Origin of the sequence: Streptomyces sp. 8L (assembly GCF_020176795.1) — a bacterium.
Lineage (GTDB): Bacteria > Actinomycetota > Actinomycetes > Streptomycetales > Streptomycetaceae > Streptomyces.
On record NZ_JAIUKE010000280.1, the window covers coordinates 1 to 16612 of the forward strand.

Annotated in this window: 14 protein-coding genes; 11 read left to right on the forward strand and 3 right to left on the reverse strand. The window is 72.7% G+C overall.

All coding sequences use genetic code 11. From position 1 onward, the window contains the following. Positions 1–20 precede the first annotated feature (20 nt). The 4 genes from LCE31_RS22560 (at position 21) to LCE31_RS22575 (ending at position 5605) form a co-directional block, all read left to right on the forward strand. Positions 21–1460, forward strand: coding sequence for an MFS transporter (locus LCE31_RS22560; protein ID WP_225016951.1), 1440 nt, complete (start codon positions 21–23; stop codon positions 1458–1460). Positions 1461–1627: 167 nt separating this feature from the next. After that, positions 1628–3415, forward strand: coding sequence for a DEAD/DEAH box helicase (locus LCE31_RS22565; RefSeq protein WP_225016931.1), 1788 nt, complete (start codon positions 1628–1630; stop codon positions 3413–3415). A 637-nt stretch (positions 3416–4052) separates the two neighbouring features. Continuing rightward, on the forward strand, positions 4053–4694 hold the full coding sequence (locus LCE31_RS22570) for an IclR family transcriptional regulator (RefSeq protein WP_225016933.1): 642 nt from the start codon (positions 4053–4055) through the stop codon (positions 4692–4694). A gap of 122 nt (positions 4695–4816) precedes the next feature. Continuing rightward, complete coding sequence (locus LCE31_RS22575; protein ID WP_225016935.1) at positions 4817–5605, forward strand: S16 family serine protease; 789 nt, start codon at positions 4817–4819, stop codon at positions 5603–5605. Between the two features lie 117 nt (positions 5606–5722). On the opposite strand, the gene LCE31_RS22580 is transcribed toward LCE31_RS22575, so the two are convergent. Further along, positions 5723–6199 carry an Lrp/AsnC family transcriptional regulator gene (locus LCE31_RS22580; RefSeq protein WP_225016938.1) on the reverse strand — a complete coding sequence of 159 codons (477 nt, stop codon included), beginning with the start codon at positions 6197–6199 and terminating at the stop codon, positions 5723–5725. 133 nt (positions 6200–6332) lie between these two features. Here LCE31_RS22580 and hppD point away from each other — a divergent pair, with 133 nt between their 5' ends. Continuing rightward, entirely contained in the window at positions 6333–7505 is a 1173-nt protein-coding gene (gene hppD / locus LCE31_RS22585) for a 4-hydroxyphenylpyruvate dioxygenase (protein ID WP_225016940.1), read from the forward strand. A 95-nt stretch (positions 7506–7600) separates the two neighbouring features. Here hppD and LCE31_RS22590 read toward each other — a convergent pair whose 3' ends face one another. Beyond that, complete coding sequence (locus LCE31_RS22590; protein WP_263632161.1) at positions 7601–9388, reverse strand: tetratricopeptide repeat protein; 1788 nt, start codon at positions 9386–9388, stop codon at positions 7601–7603. Positions 9389–9485: 97 nt separating this feature from the next. On the opposite strand from LCE31_RS22590, the gene LCE31_RS22600 reads away from it, so the two are divergent. The 5 genes from LCE31_RS22600 to LCE31_RS22620 all read left to right on the forward strand — a co-directional run bounded on the left by LCE31_RS22600 (position 9486) and on the right by LCE31_RS22620 (position 14652). Further along, positions 9486–10892, forward strand: a complete 1407-nt coding sequence (locus LCE31_RS22600; protein WP_225016941.1) for an FAD-binding oxidoreductase — start codon at positions 9486–9488, stop codon at positions 10890–10892. Between the two features lie 186 nt (positions 10893–11078). Further along, complete coding sequence (locus LCE31_RS22605; protein ID WP_225016942.1) at positions 11079–11558, forward strand: MarR family winged helix-turn-helix transcriptional regulator; 480 nt, start codon at positions 11079–11081, stop codon at positions 11556–11558. Between the two features lie 160 nt (positions 11559–11718). Next, complete coding sequence (locus LCE31_RS22610; RefSeq protein WP_225016943.1) at positions 11719–12126, forward strand: SgcJ/EcaC family oxidoreductase; 408 nt, start codon at positions 11719–11721, stop codon at positions 12124–12126. A 529-nt stretch (positions 12127–12655) separates the two neighbouring features. Continuing rightward, a complete protein-coding gene (locus tag LCE31_RS22615) occupies positions 12656–13399 on the forward strand; it encodes a FadR/GntR family transcriptional regulator (RefSeq protein WP_225016944.1) in 744 nt (247 codons plus the stop codon). An 89-nt stretch (positions 13400–13488) separates the two neighbouring features. Further along, positions 13489–14652 carry a CynX/NimT family MFS transporter gene (locus tag LCE31_RS22620; protein ID WP_225016945.1) on the forward strand — a complete coding sequence of 388 codons (1164 nt, stop codon included), beginning with the start codon at positions 13489–13491 and terminating at the stop codon, positions 14650–14652. A gap of 50 nt (positions 14653–14702) precedes the next feature. On the opposite strand, the gene LCE31_RS22625 is transcribed toward LCE31_RS22620, so the two are convergent. Further along, positions 14703–15488: an SAM-dependent methyltransferase gene (locus LCE31_RS22625; RefSeq protein ID WP_374118522.1), complete on the reverse strand. Its 786-nt coding sequence runs from the start codon at positions 15486–15488 to the stop codon at positions 14703–14705. A gap of 303 nt (positions 15489–15791) precedes the next feature. Here LCE31_RS22625 and LCE31_RS22630 point away from each other — a divergent pair, with 303 nt between their 5' ends. Beyond that, positions 15792–16571, forward strand: a complete 780-nt coding sequence (locus LCE31_RS22630; RefSeq protein ID WP_225016949.1) for a class I SAM-dependent methyltransferase — start codon at positions 15792–15794, stop codon at positions 16569–16571. The last annotated feature ends 41 nt before the right edge of the window (positions 16572–16612 follow it).

The window sequence follows — 16612 nt, forward strand, 5'->3', positions numbered from 1 at the left end:
GGGATGGCGGTCGTGGTGGGGTGCTGCGGGCGCCGTATCGCGCGCTGAGTATCGGGATCGTGTCCGTCGTGCTGCTCATCGCCTTCGAGGCGACCGCCGTCGGGACGGCGATGCCGGTCGCGGCGCGGGAGCTGAACGGAATCCCGCTCTACGCGTTCGCCTTCTCCGCGTACTTCACCACCAGCCTGTTCGCGATGGTCTTCGCCGGGCAGTGGTCGGACCGCGACGGGCCGCTCGCGCCGCTGGCCACCGGGATCGGACTGTTCGCGGCCGGGCTCGTGGTGGCGGGCACGGCGTCGGGCATGTGGGTGTTCATCCTCGGGCGCGCCGTGCAGGGGCTCGGGGGCGGGCTGGTGATCGTCGCGCTGTACGTCGTGGTCGGCCGCGTGTATCCGCCGCGGCTGCGGCCCTCGATCCTGGCGGCGTTCGCGGCGGCCTGGGTGGTGCCGTCCGTCGTGGGCCCGCTCGCGGCCGGCACGGTCACGGAACAGCTGGGCTGGCGCTGGGTGTTCCTCGGCATTCCGGTCCTGATCGCACCGCCGCTCGCGCTTGCGCTGCCCGCGATCCGGCGCATGGCCGGGGGGCGCGCCGATCCGGGGGCGCCCGCGCCGCGGTTCGACCGGCGGCCGATCCTGCTGGCGCTCGCGCTGTCCGCGGGCGCCGGGCTGCTCCAGTACGCGGGGGAGGACCTGCGCTGGGTCTCGCTGGCGCCGGCCCTGGCCGGGGCCGCGCTGCTGGTCGCCCCGGTGCGGGAGCTGCTTCCCGCGGGCACATGGCGCGCGGTGCGCGGGCTGCCCGCGGTGGTGGCGCTGCGCGGGGTGTCGGCCGGGTCGTTCATCGCGGCGGAGAGTTTCGTACCGCTGATGCTGGTGACGCAGCGCGGCCTGTCGCCGACGATGGCCGGCCTGTCGATCGCCGCCGGCGGGGCGACCTGGTCCCTGGGCTCGTACGTGCAGTCGCGGCCCCGCCTCCAGGCGCACCGCGAGACGCTCATGGCGGTCGGCATGGTGCTGGTGACGTCGGGGATCGCGATCGCCCCCACGGTGCTCTTCCAGGCGGTGCCGGTATGGGTCGTCGCGGTCGCGTGGGCGGTCGGCTGCGCCGGCATGGGCACCGTGATCTCCGGGACGAGTGTCGTCACCCTGGGCCTGTCCGCCCCCGGGGAGGTCGGCGCGAACTCGTCGGCCCTCCAGATCTCGGACGGCCTGTCGAACGTGCTCATGCTGGCGGTGGGCGGCGCCGCGTTCGGCGCGCTCGGCGGCGGCTCCATCGACGCGGGCGGGGCGCCCGTCTCCGCGGGCAGCGGCGCGGCCGAGGCCCATCCGGCCGCGTTCGCGGGCGTTTTCGTGCTGATGGCGGCTGTCGCCCTGGTCGGCGTCTGGGTCGCGACCCGGGTCCGTACCGGCGCCGCCGCGGCCCGCCCGCGGACCGGGCCCGCGCCGGAGACCGCGCGGATGTGAGGCGCGCCCGGCGGCGGGCCGGGGCGGGATGTGACACATCCCGCACCCGGCGCCCGGTGTCCGGTTCGTACGAGGATCACGGCGGGCCCCCGGTAGGGTGGCCCGGTTGTCGTACGGCAGCGGCCGGTCCCCTCGCGGGGGCCGCCGCCAGGTTCGGAACGGAGACCGTGAGCACTCCCGCCTCCCAGCATCACCTCTCACCCGCCTTCCCCGGCCGGGCCCCCTGGGGTACCGCCGGCAAGCTGCGCGCCTGGCAGGAGGGCGCGCTGAACCGCTACCTCCAGGAGCAGCCACGCGACTTCCTCGCGGTGGCGACCCCGGGCGCAGGCAAGACCACGTTCGCGCTGACCCTCGCGTCCTGGCTGCTGCACCACCATGTCGTGCAGCAGATCACGGTCGTGGCCCCCACGGAGCACCTGAAGACGCAGTGGGCGGACGCCGCAGCGCGGATAGGCATCAAGCTCGACCCCGACTACAGCGCGGGGCCGCTCAGCAAGGAGTACGACGGCGTCGCCGTCACGTACGCGGGCGTCGGCGTGCGCCCGATGCTGCACCGCAACCGCTGCGAGCAGCGCAAGACGCTCGTCATCCTCGACGAGATCCACCACGCCGGCGACTCTAAGTCGTGGGGGGAGGCGTGCCTTGAGGCCTTCGAGCCGGCCACCCGCAGGCTCGCGCTGACGGGCACGCCGTTCCGGTCGGACACCAACCCGATCCCGTTCGTCGTCTACGAGGAGGGCAACGACGGCATCCGCCGTTCCTCCGCCGACTACACGTACGGGTACGGCAACGCGCTCGGCGACGGCGTCGTCCGCCCCGTCATCTTCCTCAGCTACAGCGGCAACATGCGCTGGCGTACGAAGGCGGGCGACGAGATCGCCGCGCGCCTCGGCGAGCCGATGACGAAGGACGCGGTCTCGCAGGCGTGGCGCACCGCCCTCGACCCGCGCGGCGACTGGATGCCGAACGTCCTGCGCGCCGCCGACCAGCGCCTCACCGAGGTGCGCAAGGGCATCCCCGACGCGGGCGGCTTGGTCATCGCCGCCGACCAGGACGCCGCGCGCGCCTACGCGAAGATGGTCCGCGAGATCACCGGCACGAAGGCGACCGTCGTGCTGTCGGACGAGGCCGCGGCGTCCAAGCGCATCGAGCAGTTCAGCGCGAGCGAGGACCGCTGGATGGTCGCGGTCCGCATGGTGTCCGAAGGTGTCGACGTGCCGCGCCTCGCCGTGGGTGTGTATGCCACCACGATCTCCACACCGCTGTTCTTCGCGCAGGCCGTGGGCCGTTTCGTACGCTCAAGGCGGCGCGGCGAGACCGCGTCGGTGTTCCTGCCCACCATCCCCGATCTGCTCGGCTTCGCGAACGAGATGGAGGTCGAGCGCGACCACGTGCTCGACAAGCCGAAGAAGAGCGGCGAGGACGACCCGTACGCGGAGTCCGAGAAGGAGATGGACGACGCCAACAAGCAGGAGGACGAGGCCGACGGCGAGGACGACATGCTGCCCTTCGAGGCACTGGAGTCCGACGCCGTCTTCGACCGGGTCCTGTACGACGGCGCCGAGTTCGGCATGCAGGCGCATCCCGGCAGCGAGGAGGAGCAGGACTACCTCGGCATCCCGGGCCTGTTGGAGCCCGACCAGGTGCAGATACTGCTCCAGCGGCGGCAGGCGCGGCAGATCGCGCACAGCCGCAAGAAGCCGGACGAGGAGGCCGACCTCGTCGAACTGCCCGCCGAGCGGCGGCCGGTGGTCTCCCACCGCGAACTGCTGGATTTGCGCAAGCAGTTGAACACCATGGTCGGTGCCTATGTGCACCAGAGCGGCAAGCCGCACGGTGTCGTCCACACCGAACTGCGGCGGGTGTGCGGCGGCCCGCCGAGCGCGGAGGCGACGGCGGGCCAGATCCGGCAGCGGATCAAGAAGGTCCAGGAGTGGGCCACGCGGATGCGCTGATCCGCGCTCTCGGCCCTCTCCCGGCGGTCGGCGCCCCGGCCGCTGCCCGGCGGGGGCGGCCGCCTCGCCGGCGGGGGCGGTGGGCCGCCCGCGCCGTGCGGTCGGTACTCGCACTGTGTACGGCCCAGGCCTGCGCGGTGCGGCCGTACCCGCAGCGGTGCGGTCCGCACCCGCACTCGCGCCGGTGTGCGAGGGCGTCGGGGCGTCCCGTGTGACGGGCCGGCGCGGTGTGTTCCGGCGCGTCCCCGGTGCTTGCTTCGCCGTGCCCCCTGCCCCGAGTACAACGCCGCCGGGCCCCAAGGGCCTCTGTCGCGGAGTGCCCGGGGCCCCTTCGTCTCGGGGACGTATGCCGTACGAGTGCCGAATCAGCTCCGATTGCGGTCAATTGCGTACCAAAATCCCCAGCTCTGCCCGGATTCTGGACCAGGGCTTCCGCTGAGCGGTATGGCTCGCTACTGTCCGGGCATATGAACACGCGCCGTGGCAGTGCCGCCGCGCAGCGCAGCCGGTGTGCCTTGTTTTCTCAAGACCCTTAGTCCGGTGGGGGCTTCTCCGAGCGTCGCCGACGGGACCGGTGCCGAACCAGTGTGAGACCGCCGCCGACACTCGCTCCGAGACTCTCGAAGGAGAGGGCGTCGTGACCGCTGAGACTTCTCAGACGCTCGACAGAGGACTGCGTGTCCTGAAACTGCTAGCCGACACCGACCACGGCCTGACCGTCACCGAGTTGTCCCAACGGCTCGGGGTCAACAGGACCGTCGTCTACCGTCTGCTCACCACCCTGGAGCAGCACACGCTCGTACGCCGCGACCTCGGCGGCCGGGTCAGGGTCGGCCTCGGTGTGCTGCGCCTCGGCCGCCAGGTGCACCCCCTCGTACGGGAGGCCGCCCTGCCCGCCCTGCGGTCGCTGGCCGAGGACATCGGGGCCACCGCGCACCTCACCCTGGTCGACGGTGCCGACGCCCTCGCGGTCGCCGTCGTCGAACCGAGCTGGACCGACTACCACGTCGCGTACCGCGCGGGGTTCCGCCACGCACTCGACCGGGGCGCCGCGGGCAAGGCCATACTGGCCGCGCGTGGCGCGCCGCTGACCGAGCCGCGCCCCACCCTCACCCACGGCGAACTGGAGACGGGTGCGAGCGGGGCCGCCGCCGCGCTGGTCGGTGTGAGCGGTCTTGAGGGCAGTGTGGGCGTCGTCATGCTCGCCGACTCGGTGCCGGAGCGGGTCGGCGCCCGCGTGGTCGACGCGGCACGCGAAGTGGCGGACGCGCTGCGGTGACGCGCCGCGGGGACGCGGACGCTCGCGTGGACGCACGCCCGGAGGCCCGCACGCGCGCACGCGCGGGCCCCGGTGCGGAGGCGGGCCGCGGGCGGGTACCGGGCGGCCGATAGATTGGCCCTGTGTTCTCTCGCCTCTCGCGCCCCGTCTTCCTCGCGCTGTGTGCCGTGCCGATCGTGGCGCTGTTCGCGGTCGTCGCCCTGGCACCGCTCCCGTACGCGATCGCCCTGCCGGGGCTGACCGCCAACGTGCTCGGGGCGAACCAGGGGCAGCCCGTCATCACCATCACCCGGGCACCGGTCAGGAAGACCACCGGGCAGCTGCGGATGACCACCATCGTGGCGACGGGCCCGTCGGCGACGGTGCGCCTCTCCGACGTCGCGAAGGGCTGGTTCCGCCCGAAGGAGGCGGTGCTGCCGCGCGACGCGGTGTACCCGGCCGGGCAGTCCGTCAAGCAGATCGACAAGACCAACACCAACGACATGGTGCAGTCGCAGAACGACGCGGTCACCGCCGCCCTCACCTTCCTGCACAAGGACCCGAAGTCCGTCGACATCAAGCTCCACCTCGCCGATGTGGGCGGACCCAGCGCGGGGCTGCTGTTCACGCTGGGGATCATCGACAAGCTGGACGGCGACGGCTCGGGCGGCGACCTGACCGGCGGCCGGGTCATCGCGGGTACGGGCACGATCAACGGTTCCGGCGCGGTCGGCGCGGTGGGCGGCGTGGCCCTGAAGACCCAGGCCGCGGCCCGTTCGGGCGCCACGGTGTTCCTCGTACCGAAGGCGGAGTGCTCCGACGCGAAGGTCGGCCTCCCGAAGAACATGCGGCTCGTCCCGGCCACCACCCTGAGCGGCGCGGTCACCTCGCTCAAGGCGCTTCAGTCGGGCGGCAAGGTGCCGAGCTGCTGACCTGATCCAGCGCCCCCCGGCCCACCTGATCCGGCGGCCCCGGGCCTGGTGCACCGGCCCCGACCCGTCCGATCCAGCGGCGACGCGAGCACCCGCACCGGCCGCCGCGCCCGCGGCCTACGCCTCCGAGTCCCGTGCTGCCTGCTCCACCAGGGGGATGATCCGCAGCGGCACCGGGTTCTCCATCACGATCGCGGTCGACGCCCGCATGATGCCCTCGAATCCGACCACCCGGTCGATGACCCGCTGGAGGTCCGCGTTCGACCGCGCCACCAGCCGGCACAGCATGTCGCCGCTGCCGGTCGTCGTGTGCAGCTCCAGCACCTCGGGGACGCCGTCCAGGTGGGCCCGTACGTCGGCGCCCTGGCCCTGCTTGATCTCCAGCGTGGCGAACGCCGTCACGGGGTAACCGAGCGCCGCCGGGTCGACGTTGGGGCCGAAGCCGCGGATCACACCGCTCGACTGGAGGCGGTCGAGCCGTGCCTGCGCCGTCCCGCGCGCGACGCCGAGACGCCTCGACGCCTCCAGCACCCCGATGCGGGGCTCGCGGGCCAGCAGCACCAGCAGCCGTCCGTCGAGTCCGTCGATGGTCATGGCCGACCGCCCCGTTCCTCCGTCGTGGTCACCCTGTACAGATCGTTCGGTGATTCTGGCATTCGGCTGTACGGATTGCCCAGCGAATGCGCGAACTGTTGCGCACCTTGTGGAGCGGGGTGACCCTGTGTCCATGGCAGACACCTCGATGCAATCCGGTACCGCGTCCGACGCCGTCTCCGTACCCGACTCGGCGCGAGCCGCCGATCCGTTCCCGGTGAAGGGGATGGACGCGATCGTCTTCGCCGTCGGCAACGCCAAGCAGGCCGCGCACTACTACTCCACCGCCTTCGGCATGAAGCTCGTCGCGTACGCGGGCCCGGAGAACGGCAGCCGTGAGACGGCGAGTTACGTGCTCACGAGCGGCTCGGCCCGCTTCGTGTTCACGTCGGTCATCAAGCCGTCCACGGACTGGGGACGGTTCCTCGGCGACCATGTGGCCGAGCACGGCGACGGTGTCGTGGACCTGGCCATCGAGGTGCCCGACGCGCGCGCCGCCTACGCCTACGCGACCTCCCACGGCGCCCGGGGCCTCGTCGAGCCGCACGAGGTCAAGGACGAGCACGGCACGGTCGTGCTCGCCGCGATCGCCACGTACGGCTCGACGCGGCACACGCTGGTGGAGCGCACCGGCTACGAGGGCCCGTACCTGCCCGGCTTCGCCGCCGCCGAGCCGATCGTGGCGCCGCAGGAGAAGCGGAGCTTCCAGGCCGTCGACCACTGCGTCGGCAACGTCGAACTCGGCCGCATGAACGAGTGGGTCGGCTTCTACAACAAGGTCATGGGCTTCACCAACATGAAGGAGTTCGTCGGCGACGACATCGCGACCGAGTACTCGGCGCTGATGTCGAAGGTCGTCGCGGACGGCACGCTCAAGGTGAAGTTCCCGATCAACGAGCCCGCCGTGGCGAAGAAGAAGTCGCAGATCGACGAGTACCTGGAGTTCTACGGCGGCGCGGGCGTCCAGCACATCGCGCTCGCCACGAACGACATCGTCGCCTCCGTGAAGCAGATGCGCGCGGCCGGTGTGCAGTTCCTCGACACCCCGGACTCGTACTACGACACGCTCGGCGAGTGGGCGGGCGAGACGCGGGTGCCGGTCGAGACGCTGCGTGAGCTGAAATTGCTGGTAGACCGGGACGAAGACGGCTACCTGCTCCAGATCTTCACCAAGCCGGTCCAGGATCGCCCGACCGTCTTCTTCGAAATGATCGAACGGCACGGTTCGATGGGCTTCGGCAAGGGCAACTTCAAGGCACTCTTCGAAGCGATCGAGCGGGAGCAGGAGAAGCGCGGCAATCTCTGACGCGCGGCTCGCACCGTCCGCCCCCGTCCTGCCTGCGGCCCCGTGGAAACTGACCCACGGCCCCGCGCCGTGTCCACCGCTGTCCTGAGCCCTCGTCAGGGCCGCGTCGCGGAGCGGCCGGAGGCGCCGCCCGCGGCGTCCGGGGTACGGGCGGCTCCCGCGGCACCGGCGTTGCGGGCCGGCTCGCGGGGGACGTCGGCCACACCACCCCCGTCACCGTCGGCGGCCGGGTCGGCCGTGCCCGCCGTCGCGGTGCCCCCCGAGGTGCTCGACCCGCCGACGGCGTCCAGGGCCTCCCGCGCGCGGGGCGCGAGCAGCGGCGAGAAGTACGGGTTCGTGCGCAGCGCCTCGTCCAGATGGCGGCGCGCCTCGGCCTTCATCCCGAGCGTCCGCTCGATCTCGCCCCGGTGGTACAGGTAGAGGGCGCTGCGACGCCCCTGCTCCGTCGCCGTCGTGGCGTACGTGAGGGCGCGGGTGGCGTCGCCCGACCGGTACAGCGCCCAGCCGAGCGCGTCCGCGACCTCGATGCTGTGCCGCCCGCCGGTCCACTCCGCCGTCAGCCTGGTGAGCGCCGCGTCCGGGTCGCCGTGGTCGGACTCGTAGCGGCCGAGGACCAGGTTCTCGTCCACGCCGCCGCGCCGGCCCTTCGCCGTCTGCGCGAGCAGCCTCGCGTACTGCGTCTGCGCGTCGCCGGTCAGGCCGAGCGAGTCGTACAGCTCGCCGAACTCCAGCGTGTCCTGTGGCCGCGGCAGCTTCGCGAGGGCGCTCTCGTACGCCTGGTAGGCGTCGTCGGTCCGGCCGAGCGCGGCCAGCGCCCGGCCCCGGCCCGCCTGCGCGGCGAACTGGTCGGGCGCCGCCTGGAGCGCCGCGTCGTACTGGCCGAGCGCCTCCTTCGGCTCACCGCGTTCCCACGCGAGGTCCCCCAGCCGGCCCAGCGCCGCGCCCTTCTGCGCGGGGGAGGCCGCGTGCTCGACGGCGTCGGACGCCTTCGCCGCCGCGTCCTCGCGCCATCCGCGGTCCTGGTAGACGACCGCGTACGCGGCGGAGGCGGCAGGCGTCTTGGGCAGGGCCTTGGCGAGCCGGTCCGCGGCGCGGCCCGCCGCCTCGTAGTCGCCGAGGCCGTTGTACGCGTCGATGAGCGCGGGGTAGGCCGCCCAGGCGGTGGGCGCGCGCTTCAGCGCACGCTCGCCCCACTTCCGCGCGGTCAGGTAGTCGTTGCGGGCGTCCGCGAGGGAGGCGAGCCCGATCAGCGCCTCGGACGGCGGGTTCACGGCCGCCGGGGCGAGATCCCCCCTCGGGGCCTTGGCATCGCCGCCGCCACCGGGAGCCCCGGCGGCGGCCGGTGCGGCGGGAGTGGTCGGTGTGGTCGGTGCGGTCGGGGTGGTCGGAGACGTGGACGCCTGCGCCGACATGGGCGCCTGCGCCGACGTGGACGCCTGCGCCGACATGGGCGCCTGCGCCGAGACGGACGCCCGTGCCGACGTGGGCGCGGAAGGCCGCGCCGAGGTGCCCGCGGGGCCGGACAGCGCGCGGTCGAGCGCCTGCTCGGCCTTCGGGAACGCCGCGGGGTCCGCCTGCCGCACTCCCCGCTGCACGTACGCGGAACCGAGGACCGCCCAGGCCCGCGCGTCGTCCGGGTGCTTGCCCACCCACGCCGCGCGGTCCCGGATCAGTGCCGCCAGATCCGTGCTGGTGGCCGGGGCGCCCGCGGTCACGGCGGTGAGCGCACGGGCCTCAGGACCGGCGGGCGGCGGCGCCCCGTGCTTCTCGCCCGGCACGAACACGAGCACGCCCGCGACCAGCAGGCCACCCACGCCGAGGGCCACCGCCGCACGCCTGACATGTCTGGTCTGATGTGCTCTCTCCTGATTCTTCTCCTTCATGGAGGCAACTGTGCGTCAATATGAAGATCACACTTAGCCCTGTGCGGTGGATCGCATACGGGTTCACACCGATGGCGGTCGATGCGAACCTGGGATCATGGACGATCTGCTCGAATCCGGCGCCCCGACTTCCGGCGCCACCGCGCTCACCGAACGCCTGCGTGCGGGACTGCCCGCCGAGGCGCTCATCACCGATCCCGACGTGATGGCCTCGTACGCCCACGACATGGCCAGCTTCTGCGAGGCCGGGGCGCCCGCCGCCGTCGTACTGCCGCGCACCGTCGAGCAGGTCCAGCACGTGCTGAGGACCGCCACCGAGCTGCGGGTCCCCGTCGTCCCGCAGGGCGCCCGCACCGGCCTGTCCGGCGCGGCGAACGCCTCGGACGGCTGCGTCGTCCTGTCGCTCGTGAAGATGGACCGGATCGTGGAGATCGACCCGGTCGACCGGGTCGCCGTCGTGGAGCCCGGCGTCGTGAACGCGACGCTGTCGCGCGCCGTCGCTGAGCAGGGCATGTACTACCCGCCGGACCCCTCCAGCTGGGAGACCTGCACCATCGGCGGAAACATCGGCACCGCCGCCGGCGGCCTGTGCTGCGTGAAGTACGGCGTCACGGCGGAGTACGTGCTCGGTCTCGACGTCGTCCTGGCCGACGGGCGCCTCATGTCCACCGGGCGGCGGACCGCGAAGGGTGTGGCCGGGTACGACCTGACGCGGCTGTTCGTCGGCTCCGAGGGCAGCCTCGGGATCGTCGTGAAGGCCGTCCTCGCGCTGAAGCCGCAGCCGCCCCGGCAGCTCGTACTCGCCGCCGAGTTCACCTCCGCGTCCGCCGCAGGGGACGCCGTACGCCGGATCATGGAGCGCGGCCATGTGCCGTCCCTGATGGAGCTGATGGACGGTACGACGGTCCGCGCCGTCAACGCGATGGCGAACATGGGCCTGCCGGAGACCACCGAGGCGCTGCTGCTGGTGGCCTTCGACACCCCCGACCCCGCCGCCGACCTCGCCGCCGTGGGGGAGCTGTGCACCGAGGCCGGCGCCACCGAGGTCGTACCGGCCGACGACGCGGCCGAGTCCGAGATGCTGATGCAGGCACGGCGCCTGTCGCTGCCCGCCCTTGAGGCCGCGCTCGGTACGACGATGATCGACGACGTGTGCGTGCCGCGCGCCCGGCTCAGCGACATGTTCGAGGGCGTCGAGGCGATCGCGGAGAAGTACGACACCAAGATCGGCGTGTGCGCGCACGCGGGCGACGGCAACACCCACCCGATCGTCTGTTTCGACCCGACGAAGCCGGACGACGTCCGGCGCGCGAAGGAGGCGTTCGACGAGATCATGGCGTTGGGCCTGCGCCTCGGCGGCACCATCACGGGCGAACACGGCGTGGGCGTTCTGAAGAAGGAGTGGCTGGCCCGCGAACTCGGCCCGGTGGAGCTGGAGTTGCAGCGCCAGATCAAGCAGGCGTTCGACCCGCTGGGCCTGTTGAATCCGGGAAAGCTGTTCTGACCCGGCGAAACCGGCACCGGGCCCGACGGTTGTCCGCGAGCGCTGCCCGTGAGCGCTGTCCACGACGGCGGCCCTGTCGGCATACCGTACGAGTCGGCATCCCGTACGAGTGCAGGGGCTGCCCGGGTGGGGCTGGACCGTGGGCCGACCGTTTCAGTGGGAACGGTCAGCTGTTACGTTGCCGGGGTGAGGAAAGGACCTGCCACGCGAGGCGCCGGGGCCGACGAGCCGCTCGGCTTCGTGATCGCCTCGGCGGGCCATGCGGCGGCTCTCGCCTTCGAGTCCGCGCTGGCCGCGGAAGATCTGCTTCCGCGGCACTTCGCCGTGCTGCGCGGTCTGCGGGACGGCGAGGAGCACACGCAGCAGCAACTCGCCTCTTCACTGGGCATCCCCGCCAGCCGTCTGGTGGGGCTGCTCGCGCGGCTGATCGAGCGGGGCCTGGTGGAGCGGCGTGAGTCGCCGATTGACGCCCGGGTGAAGCTGGTCAGGCTGCGGGAGGAGGGCCGGGCGGAACTCGACGAACTGATCCGGCTCGCGGATGTCTCGGAGCGGCGGCTGACCGCGGGTCTGACGGCCGAGGACCGCTCCGAGCTGCGTCGGCTGCTCGGGATCGTCTACGCCAATGTCGCCGTCGAGCCCGAAGGCCGGCCTGCCAGGGTGTGGTGACCGGCCTTCCGAGCCGGTTGTGCGACGCGCTGACGCGGTGCCGTGAAGCACTGATGCGATGACGGTTGGGCCAGGTCTTGCGCATATCGTTTCGGGTGAAATAATTTCAGTGAGAACGGATTGAGGCGCTGCCCGGGGCGGCAGACCGAAGGAGGCGGCGATGGTGGTCGAGGACCAGGACACGGTCGAGGAATTCCTGGAGCGGATCAGGGATGCCTGGGACGCGGGGGACGCGAGCGGCTACGCGGCGCAGTTCGCGGAGGACGCTTCATACGTGATCTTCATGGGGGACGCCATGCTCGGGCGGGCCGCCATCCGGCAGACGCACCATGAGGTGTTCACCCGGTGGCAGAAGGGCACGCGCATGGTGGTCAAGCCGATCGACGTGCGGTTGCCGGACGAGTCCACGGCGGTGGTGACCACGGTCGGCGGTATCGGCAAGGGCGAGCGGATCGGCTTCGACAAGTTCCAGACCTTCACGCTGCACCGGCGGGAGGGGCGCTGGGAATGCGTGGCCTTCCAGAACACGAGGATGAGCCGCCGCTCCAAGCGTGCCTACCGCTCCTGACGGTGTCGTGATCCCCGCGGTGTCGTGATCGCTCGGGGGCGGGCTTCCGGGATGCGTCAACTCGGCTCCCGGTCCCGGTCCGCCGGGCGGTGACAGGGGCACGGGCGGCCGTTGGCCTCTCCGAGTCGAGGCACCTCGGGGATCAGCGAGATGTGGGCCCGCGTCTCGCTGATCGCCGGGGACGGGTGGTTGCGCACCGTGCCCCGGGGCAGCCGGAGCGCCCTGGCGATGTCGGCCACCGCGCCGCCCCTCGGCGACGGCGCGGAACCCGCCGCCCGGGGCAGGCCCGTGTGCGAGGGTGCCGGGCGGCCGCCCCCGGCCGAGCCCACCGGGCCGCACACCGGCCGAGCCCGCCCGTCAGCGCACCGGCCCGCGGTGCGCGAGGCGTGCCTCCCACTCGTACGTACCGTCCCGCATGGCCGGCCCCCCACATGCCCTCCGCATGGCCGGCCGCCCCGCGCGGCCCGCCTCCCTGCCCTCACCAAACATATGATGTCCAAATGTCTGATGTTTGCGCTACGCTCGCTCCATGAAACGCATCAGCACGCCGCGCAGGTCGGCAAGCCTGTCCGCGCAGCTCGTGGACAGCCTCCGCTCGCACATCGAGACGGGGGGCTGGCCGGTGGGTACGCGCATCCCGCCGGAGCAGACCCTCATCGAAGAGCTCGGAGTCGGCCGCAGCACACTGCGGGAGGCGCTCGGCGCGCTCGTGCACCTGGGCCTCCTCGAAGCCCGGGTCGGGGACGGCACCTACGTCCGCTCGTCGAGCGAACTCCAGTCGGTCATGGTGCGGCGGGCGAGTGCCGCCCAGCGGCCCGACATCCTCGAACTGCGCAGCGTCCTGGAGGAGTATGCCTCGGGGGCCGCCGCCGTGCGCCGCAGCGAGGAGGAGCTGGGCCGGCTGAGGGAACTGCTGGCCGACGCCGACGCGGCCTGCGCCGGCGCGGACGAGTCCGCGGCGAGGAGTGTCGACGCCCTGTTCCACCGCGCCGTCGTCCGGGCGAGCGGGAACGACATGCTGATCGAGGTGTACGACTACCTCGGTACGGCGCTCACCTCCGTCCTGGGCGGTCTGCCCTGGGACACCGCCGTGGCCGAGGAGCACGCGGGGCTGCACCGTCGGCTCGTCGACGCGATCGAGGCCCGCGACCAGGACGGGGCCCGCGAGGCGGCGGCTTCGATCGTCCGGCTCACCCGCGAGCACGAGGCGGCGACGCCGGCGACGGCACCGGCGACACCGGCAGCGGCACCGTCGGCCGAGGGGGAGCGGTGAAGTCCCGGCCGTCCCCCATATCCGCCGCGCGCTCGGCCACCGCACGCTCGGCCGCCGCGCCTTCCGGCGCCGAAGCCGGCCGGCCCGCCGTGACCATCGGTCTCCTCTTCGCGATCTGCCTCGTGGCGGCGAACCTGCGCACGGGCCTCACCGGCGTCGGTACGCTGCTGCCCGAGATCGAACACGACAGCGGCCTGACGTCGAGCTGGGGCGGGCTGCTGAGCACGCTCCCGCTGCTGACGTTCGCCGCGACGTCGCCCCTGGTGGCCCGGGCCTCGCACCGGTTCGGCACCACACGCTTGCTGGTGTCGGCGCTCGCCGTACTGACCGCGGGAACGGTCGTCAGGTCCCTTCCCTCGGTGATCTGCCTCTTCGCCGGAACGGTGATCCTCTCCGCCGCCATCGCGTTCGGCAATGTGCTGCTGCCGGCCCTGATCCGGCGGAGCGTGCCCGCGCACCGCATTCAGAGCGTCAGTGCTCTCTACGTCACCGTCATGGGCATCACGGCCGCCGTGTCCTCCGGCATCTCCGCGCCACTGGCCCACACCGTGCCGGGCTCCTGGCACACCGCTCTCGCCTGGGGCATCGCCTTCACCGTCGCGGCGTTCATCGGCTGGCTGCCCCGGCTGCGGAGCGACGGTCCCCCGGCCTCCGGCGGCGGGACCCGCAGCCCCGTCCCCTGGCGGTCGCGGCTGGCCTGGCAGGTCAGCCTCTTCATGGGCCTTCAGTCACTGGGCTTCTACACCGCTGTCGCGTGGCTGCCGAGCATCCTGATCCATCGGGGTGCGACCAGCAACGCGGCCGGCTGGATGCTCTTCTACTACCAGCTGATCGCCCTCGCGGCCAGCAGCCTCCTGCCCCTGCTCACGCGGGGCCGCCACGACCAGCGCTGGACCGCGGCCGGGGCCTCAGCGGTGGTGGCCGGCGGCTTCGCCGTGCTGGTGTCCGCCCCCGCGCTCTCCGTCCTCGCGTGCACCCTGCTCGGGCTGGGCGGCGGCGCGTGCCTCGTCCTCGCGCTGACGTTCCAGAGCGAGCGCGCCGCCGGTCCCGGCGAAGCCGCCGCGCTGGCGGGCATGGCGCAGTCCATCGGCTATCTCGTGGCGGCGGCCGGCCCCCTCCTCCTCGGCATCCTGCGCGACACCACCGGCAGTTGGACGCTCCCGCTCATGGTCCTCATCGCCCTCAGCCTTGCCATGGCGAGTGCCGGGTACGGCGCTGGACGCGACCGGCACGTACGCCCGCCGGCCCGCTGAGGAGCCGGCGTCCGCCTCGGGCCCCGACCCCGGTTCGCCCGCGTGCGCCCTCAGCGTTTCAGCGCGAGGCCCGCGTAGGTGGGGTGCCGCTCCCCGCGGGGCGGCACCGGCGCGTCCTTCCGCCACCTGGGCGTCGCGACCAGGCCGGGCTCCACCAGGTCCAGGCCGTCGAAGAAGCGCTGGATGTCCGCGTACGAGCGGCTCTGCGCCTCGATGGCGCTGGTGTACGTCTTGTTCAGCTCCTCGCCCGCCTCCGCGAACCCGTCGAGGCAGACGTGCGTCAGCGCGAGGTGGCTGCCGGGCGGCAGCGCGTCCACGAGGGTGCGCACCACACCGTAGGGGTCGTACGCGTCGACGACGAAGTGCATGATCGCGATGAGGGAGAGGGTGATCGGCCGCTCGAAGTCGAGGTGCTTGCGGGCCTGTTCGAGGATCACCCCGGGTTCGCGGATGTCCGCCTCGATGTAACGCGTCGCGCCCTCGGGCGTCCCCACGAGCAGTGCCTCGGCGTGCCGCATGATGACCGGGTCGTTGTCCGCGTACACCACCCGGGCGGCCGGGTGCACGCCCTGTGCGACCTGATGGAGGTTGGGCTCGGTGGGGATACCGGTGCCGATGTCCAGGAACTGCGTGACGCCGCGCTGCGCGGTCCAGGTCGTCGCGCGGCGCATGAAGGCACGGTTCTCGTGGGCGGCGAGGCGCATGAACTCCGGGATCTTCTCGCCCAGTTCACGGTCCACCTCGTAGTGGTCCTTGCCGCCGAGCAGAAAGTCGTAGACCCGCGCCGGATGGGGCCGGCCCGTGTCGATCCCCGGTTTCGCGGCCATAGATGTCACTCCGATGATGATCGAGTGCGGCTGTGGCGGACGGTGCGCCGGTTGTGCGGGAACCGTGCGGACCGTCGTCGTAGCACGCGAGTCTGCCACAGGTACGGCCGCCCCGCGCGGTGACCGGGTGCGCACGGCCGCCCGCAGGAGAGCCCCGGGCGGCGCCGCGTGGCCCCCGCTACCGGTCCGGAGTGGCCGATCAACAGCCCACGGTGGTCGGCCACATGGAGGGGTGGGCCGTCGAGGGGCGGCGGAGCTCTTCGTGGGCCGGTGGCTCTGTTGGGACGGGGCGGCGACTGATATGTTCCGCACATGAACAAAAGATTGGCGGACGGCAGCGCGGGCGACGCGGACTACGGCACGATCGGGGTCCGGTACACCTCCTACCGGCAACCCGAGCCGCGCATCGGGCAGTTGATCTCGGCCGCGCTGGGCGACGCGCACACGGTGGTCAACGTCGGCGCGGGAGCGGGGTCGTACGAGACGACGGACCGGGAGGTGACCCCCGTCGAGCCGTCGGCGGTCATGCGCGCCCAGCGGCCGGCGCACCTGCCCCCGGCCGTGGACGCGGTCGCGGAGCATCTCCCCTTCGAGGACGGCGCGTTCGACGCCGCGATGACCACGTTCAGCGTGCACCAGTGGGGCGACAGCCGGGCCGGGCTGCGCGAGATGCGGCGCGTGGCGCGCGGGCCCGTGCTCGTACTGACCTCGGACCCCGCCCTCGTACGGGACTTCTGGCTGTACGCGTACGCGCCGCTCGTCCTCGACACGGAGGCGCGGCGCTACCCCTCGATGGCGGCCATCGCCGACGCGCTCGGGGGCCGGGTCGACGTCCTGCCCGTGCCGATCCCGCTGGACTGCGTCGACGGCTTCAACGAGGCGTACTACGGCCGCCCCGAGCGGCTCCTCGACCCGGGCGCCCGGCAGGCCAACTCGGCCTGGAGCTTCGTGGACCCGCCGACGCGGGAGCGGTACGCGCAGGCGCTGCGCGCGGCCGTCGAGTCGGGGGAGTGGGACGAGAAGTACGGCGCGCTGCGCCAACAGCCCTCCTACGAAGGTTCGTTGGTTTTGGTGCGCGCGCTGCCGGAGTGAACCGGGCCCCGATGGGCGGGGTGGGTCGGGCCCGATCGACC